The sequence below is a fragment of the Candidatus Synechococcus spongiarum genome (assembly GCF_900047545.1).
GTDB classification, from domain to species: domain Bacteria; phylum Cyanobacteriota; class Cyanobacteriia; order PCC-6307; family Cyanobiaceae; genus Synechococcus_B; species Synechococcus_B spongiarum_C.
The window spans coordinates 1-4,241 of sequence record NZ_FITM01000166.1 but is presented as its reverse complement, the minus strand read 5'-3'; the positions used below and the strand labels follow the sequence as shown (position 1 = coordinate 4,241).

At 59.1% G+C, this 4,241-nt stretch carries 5 protein-coding genes and 1 tRNA gene; 2 read left to right on the top strand and 4 right to left on the bottom strand.

What is annotated here, in order from left to right:
- Nucleotides 1-13 precede the first annotated feature (13 nt).
- Together FLM9_RS07215 and cbiD are read right to left on the bottom strand one after the other, a co-directional pair.
- On the bottom strand, nt 14-295 hold the full coding sequence (locus tag FLM9_RS07215; protein WP_143324648.1) for a hypothetical protein: 282 nt from the start codon (nt 293-295) through the stop codon (nt 14-16).
- Nucleotides 296-376: 81 nt separating this feature from the next.
- Complete coding sequence (gene cbiD / locus FLM9_RS07210) at nt 377-1,549, bottom strand: cobalt-precorrin-5B (C(1))-methyltransferase CbiD (protein WP_074457938.1); 1,173 nt, start codon at nt 1,547-1,549, stop codon at nt 377-379.
- A gap of 99 nt (nt 1,550-1,648) precedes the next feature.
- On the opposite strand from cbiD, the gene FLM9_RS07205 reads away from it, so the two are divergent.
- Together FLM9_RS07205 and FLM9_RS07200 are read left to right on the top strand one after the other, a co-directional pair.
- A complete protein-coding gene (locus FLM9_RS07205) occupies nt 1,649-2,797 on the top strand; it encodes a pyridoxal-phosphate-dependent aminotransferase family protein (RefSeq protein ID WP_074457937.1) in 1,149 nt (382 codons plus the stop codon).
- 9 nt (nt 2,798-2,806) lie between these two features.
- Nucleotides 2,807-2,878, top strand: a tRNA-Gly gene (locus FLM9_RS07200).
- A gap of 77 nt (nt 2,879-2,955) precedes the next feature.
- Here FLM9_RS07200 and FLM9_RS07195 read toward each other — a convergent pair.
- A complete protein-coding gene (locus tag FLM9_RS07195; protein WP_081340272.1) occupies nt 2,956-3,924 on the bottom strand; it encodes a DNA-methyltransferase in 969 nt (322 codons plus the stop codon).
- A partial coding sequence (locus FLM9_RS08405; RefSeq protein WP_218969758.1) for a hypothetical protein occupies nt 3,917-4,241 on the bottom strand: 325 nt, incomplete at its 5' end. The genes FLM9_RS08405 and FLM9_RS07195, both read right to left, overlap by 8 nt.

The window sequence follows — 4,241 nt, the reverse complement described above, 5'->3', positions numbered from 1 at the left end:
GCAGTCCGGCCGTTTAAGGTTCAGCCGCTAGATGCGTCCACCAGTTCCACGGGAAACGCAGTTCCTTGACTTCCCCACTGACCTGGTTGATGTGGCCGTTGAGCTCGTTGCGCACCTGGTCGATGCGAACACTGAGCCGTTCTTCCACCCGCTCAATGCGGCCGTTGAGGTCTTTGATGTTCCCATGGATCCCTCGAATCTGATCTTTCACTTGGCCGGACAGACGGATCTGGAGGTCCATGAGGGCAACACCCATGCCAAAGACGGAAAACAGAACGCTGAAGGGAATGACCATGGCCGACATAAATCCACACTAAGCCAGGATTCCCACAAGGTGCGCCCAGACGTTGATCAGAGACTCCTGAACCGATCACTGTTAAGAAGCGTCATATTCACCAGCTTTCCTCGCCTGTGGCCTTGATCCAGTCGGTGGCCCCAGGGCGTTCAGCAAGCGCCGGCCATGGGGTCCGGCGCCACGCACCTGACGGTGCCCGTCAAAGACCACCACACCCATCTCCGGGACCTGCTCCCCATGGCGCGCCACATAGGCCTGAGCCTGCTGCTCCACTTCCGCCAGCAGGCGTGCCTCAAGACGGCTGGACAAGTCCGGGTTGCTGTGGCGCAGGTGGTTGAGGGCCGCCTCCACAGTCGGCGCCTTGTGCAACTGCTCCAGGTCCGGACCCGTGACGCCTGCCAACGCGGCGAAGGCGGTGAGCACGGCAGCGCGGCCGTCGGCCACGTGGTGGTGGGTGTGGAAGATGCCGCCGGCCAGCTTCAGCAATTTGCCGTGGTACCCCCAGAGCAACACCTGGCGACAGCGCCGCTCCGCCGCCTCCACCAACAGGGGACCGATCCAGTTGCCCACCTTCACCAGGGCCGCCTCAGGCAAGCCATGGCGGCAAGCCAGGTCCCAGCCGTTGGCCCCCAGCACCAGCACCACGGGATCATGGGGGCGCGCTTCCAAAACACTGGCCAGCCGTTGCCGGGCGGCAGCCAACTGATCCGGGGCTGCCGATGGCTGCACCCGGGCACCCATGCCCAACAGGGCCAGGCCGTCCACCACTCCGAAGGCCCGGTTGCTAGTGCGTTCCGCCAGGCGGGTGCCGGTGGGAAAGACGAGGGTGAGGCGCACGGCCGCCTGGGGGGGCAGCAAGGGCTCCAGGTTCTGGTGCAGCAGCGCCAGGGCGAAGTTGGAGGCGCAGATCCTACCGCTATCGGCGTGAACGCCGACGCCCGCCCCGGGCAGCAGTTGCAGGGCAGGATGACCGCGCTCACGGGGCAGCCGTTCCGCCAGCACCCAGATGGGCAGGTCCCGGGTCAGGTCCAGGTGGTCGCCGGGTTGACAGCGCCCCATGGCCAAGGCGGTGTCCGCTCCCAGTGGCGCGGCCTGTTGCACCGGCAGCCCGTGGGGGATGGTCTCTCGGGGCAACTGCACGGACACCGGGGACACAAACGGTTCACCCCGCAGGCAGTGGAGGGCCGCCATAGCCACGGCGGTCACCCACACCGGCAGGCTATAGCCCTTGGCGGATTCGGAGGCGTTGGACACTGGGGGCACTGTGTGATCACGGGTTGAGAGCAATCCCGATGGCAGCGGGAAGCCCCTTCCTTATAGTGATTGTCCACTCCCGTCCTGTCTGCTGCCGCCATGGAGGACAAGCTCACCCTGATGATTCCCGGCCCCACGCCGGTTCCGGAGCGGGTGCTGCAGGCCATGGCCCGTCACCCCATCGGCCACCGCAGCGGCGCCTTCAGCGCCACCCTGGAGCGGGTGCAACAGCAGTTGCAGTGGCTCCACCAGACCCGCAATGCCATCCTGCTGCTCACCGGCAGTGGCACCGCGGCCATGGAAGCGGGCATCATCAACACCCTCAGCCGTGGGGACCGGGTGCTCTGCGGCGACAACGGCAAGTTCGGGGAGCGTTGGGTGAAGCTGGCGCGGGCCTACGGCCTGCAGGTGGAGGTGATTCAGGCGCCATGGGGTCAGCCCCTGGATCCGGCCGACTTTGCTGCCGCCCTGGAAGCGGACGTGGACAAAACCATCCGGGCCGTCATCCTCACCCACTCGGAAACCTCCACCGGGGTGCTCAACGACTTGCAGTCCATCGCCGCCCATGTGAAGGCCCACGGGGAGGCCCTCACCATCGTGGACTGTGTCACCAGCCTGGGGGCCACGGCGGTGCCCATGGACAGTTGGGGGTTGGACGTGGTGGCCTCCGGCTCCCAGAAGGGCTACATGATGCCCCCCGGTTTGTCGTTCGTCAGCCTGTCCACCAGGGCCTGGCAGGCCTATGAACGCTCCGACCTGCCCAGGTTTTACCTGGATCTGGGCCGCTACCGCAAGGCCGCCACCGCCAAAAGCACCCCCTTCACCCCCGCCGTGAACCTGGTGTTTGCCCTGGAGGCCGCCCTGACCATGTTGGAGCGGGAAGGGTTGGAGGCGGTCTTTGCCCGCCATGAACGTCACCGGGCCGCTACCCAGGCCGGCGTCAAAGCCATGGGCCTGAAACTGCTGGCCAAGGAGGGGCATGGCAGCCCCGCCATCACCGCCGTGATCCCCGGTGGTGATGCCGAGCGCATCCGCCAGCACATGAAAGAGCGCTTTGATATCCTGCTGGCAGGTGGTCAGGATCACCTCAAGGGCCAGATTGTCCGTATGGGCCATCTGGGTTTTGTCTGTGATCGGGACGTTCTCACCGCCGTTGCCGCCCTCGAAGCGGTGCTCATGGAGTTGGGGGAGGGCCACATTAAGCCCGGCGCCGGTGTTGCCGCCGCTGCTGCTAAACTCTGGCCTTAGGCCATATGTGCGGGTGTAATTCAGTGGTAGAATGTCAGCTTCCCAAGCTGAACGTCGCCGGTTCGAGTCCGGTCACCCGCTCTTGCCATCCAGGTCGCCAGAAGGCTCTCAACCACCAGAGGTCACCTATAAGCCCTCCACAAGAGTGGCCGGTGGGCTCAGGTGCCCAATTGAGAAAAGGTGAAAAGGTCACCGCTCTGTGAATCCGACTTTGGAGGTTTGGTCTTTTTTCGAGGGTTGATGTGGCCATAGAGGCGAGCCACCACCTCCTTTTCAAACGCTTCAATGTCGCCCTCGTGGTTCTTCAAAAACCAATGTTTATGTTGTTTTACATACTCCTGTCTAATGTGGGGATCACGCAAGTCAAAGGGAACGCGTTTCATCCGTGGATCAATGCTGTCGAAGCCAGAGAACGGCTGAGCCAGGCGATCTCTTGTCATTTCCACATACTCTGGATTGATTTCTACACCAGTGCAGTTGCGAGATAACTGTTGGCATACACGTAGAGTCGTGCCGCTGCCAGAAAATGGATCAAGCACATTGTCGCCTTTTGAAGATGACGCCAGCACCATTCTTTCAATTAAACCTTCGGGCTTCTGGGTAGGATGGGCCTGCCGGTTTCCTTGACAAAAATGAATATGGGAAAACTCCCAAACGTCGCCTGGGTTTGCGCCACGCATGTTGTTGACACTACGATAGTATTTTTGAGGCACACGGATGTCATCTAAGTTGAAGATAAAATTCTTCGGATGTTTCGTGAACATGAGTATGTCATCATGTCGTACTGAGAATCCCCGCCTTCTGCCCTGACCTTGGGTGTAATGCCAACAAATCCACGTATTAAAGAATAGTTCGCACTCGTTCTCAAGTATATCATATAAATACGATATAAAACGAAAACCCATGAATACATAGATTGTTCCATGGGGCTTCAAAAGACGTGACGCCTCAGCAGTCCACCCATGAAGAAACCGCAAATATTCGTATTTGTCAACGCTATCAACCGTTGTTCCGTAGTCCTTGCCAACATTGTAAGGAGGATCAGCGATGATGAGATCAAAGGTGGCCGAGGGCTGCTCCTTGATCCACTCAACAGAATTGGCTTGTATGGTGATTTGATCAGTCATCTTTGATCCATTGGTTCTGCTTTGCGTATCGAAGCCACTCGTCGTACCCTTTTTTTGAAGCAATGCATCTTCGATCTAAGAGTTGGCAGAACTCCCATGTGGTTCGAGGTGTTAAAGCAATGTAATGGATATCACGTACCTGTATTTGGCCGGTTCCGAGAGCTGGATTGTAACTCAAGTCTCTGTCAGAAAGGTATTTGAGATCATAGGCATTGAAATCAACAATTTCCATGACACCCATCATCATTTTGGTTTCTTCTCTTCTTGAGCTATAAACACTATGTTTAATGGATAAAATGATAAATATAAGATCTGGA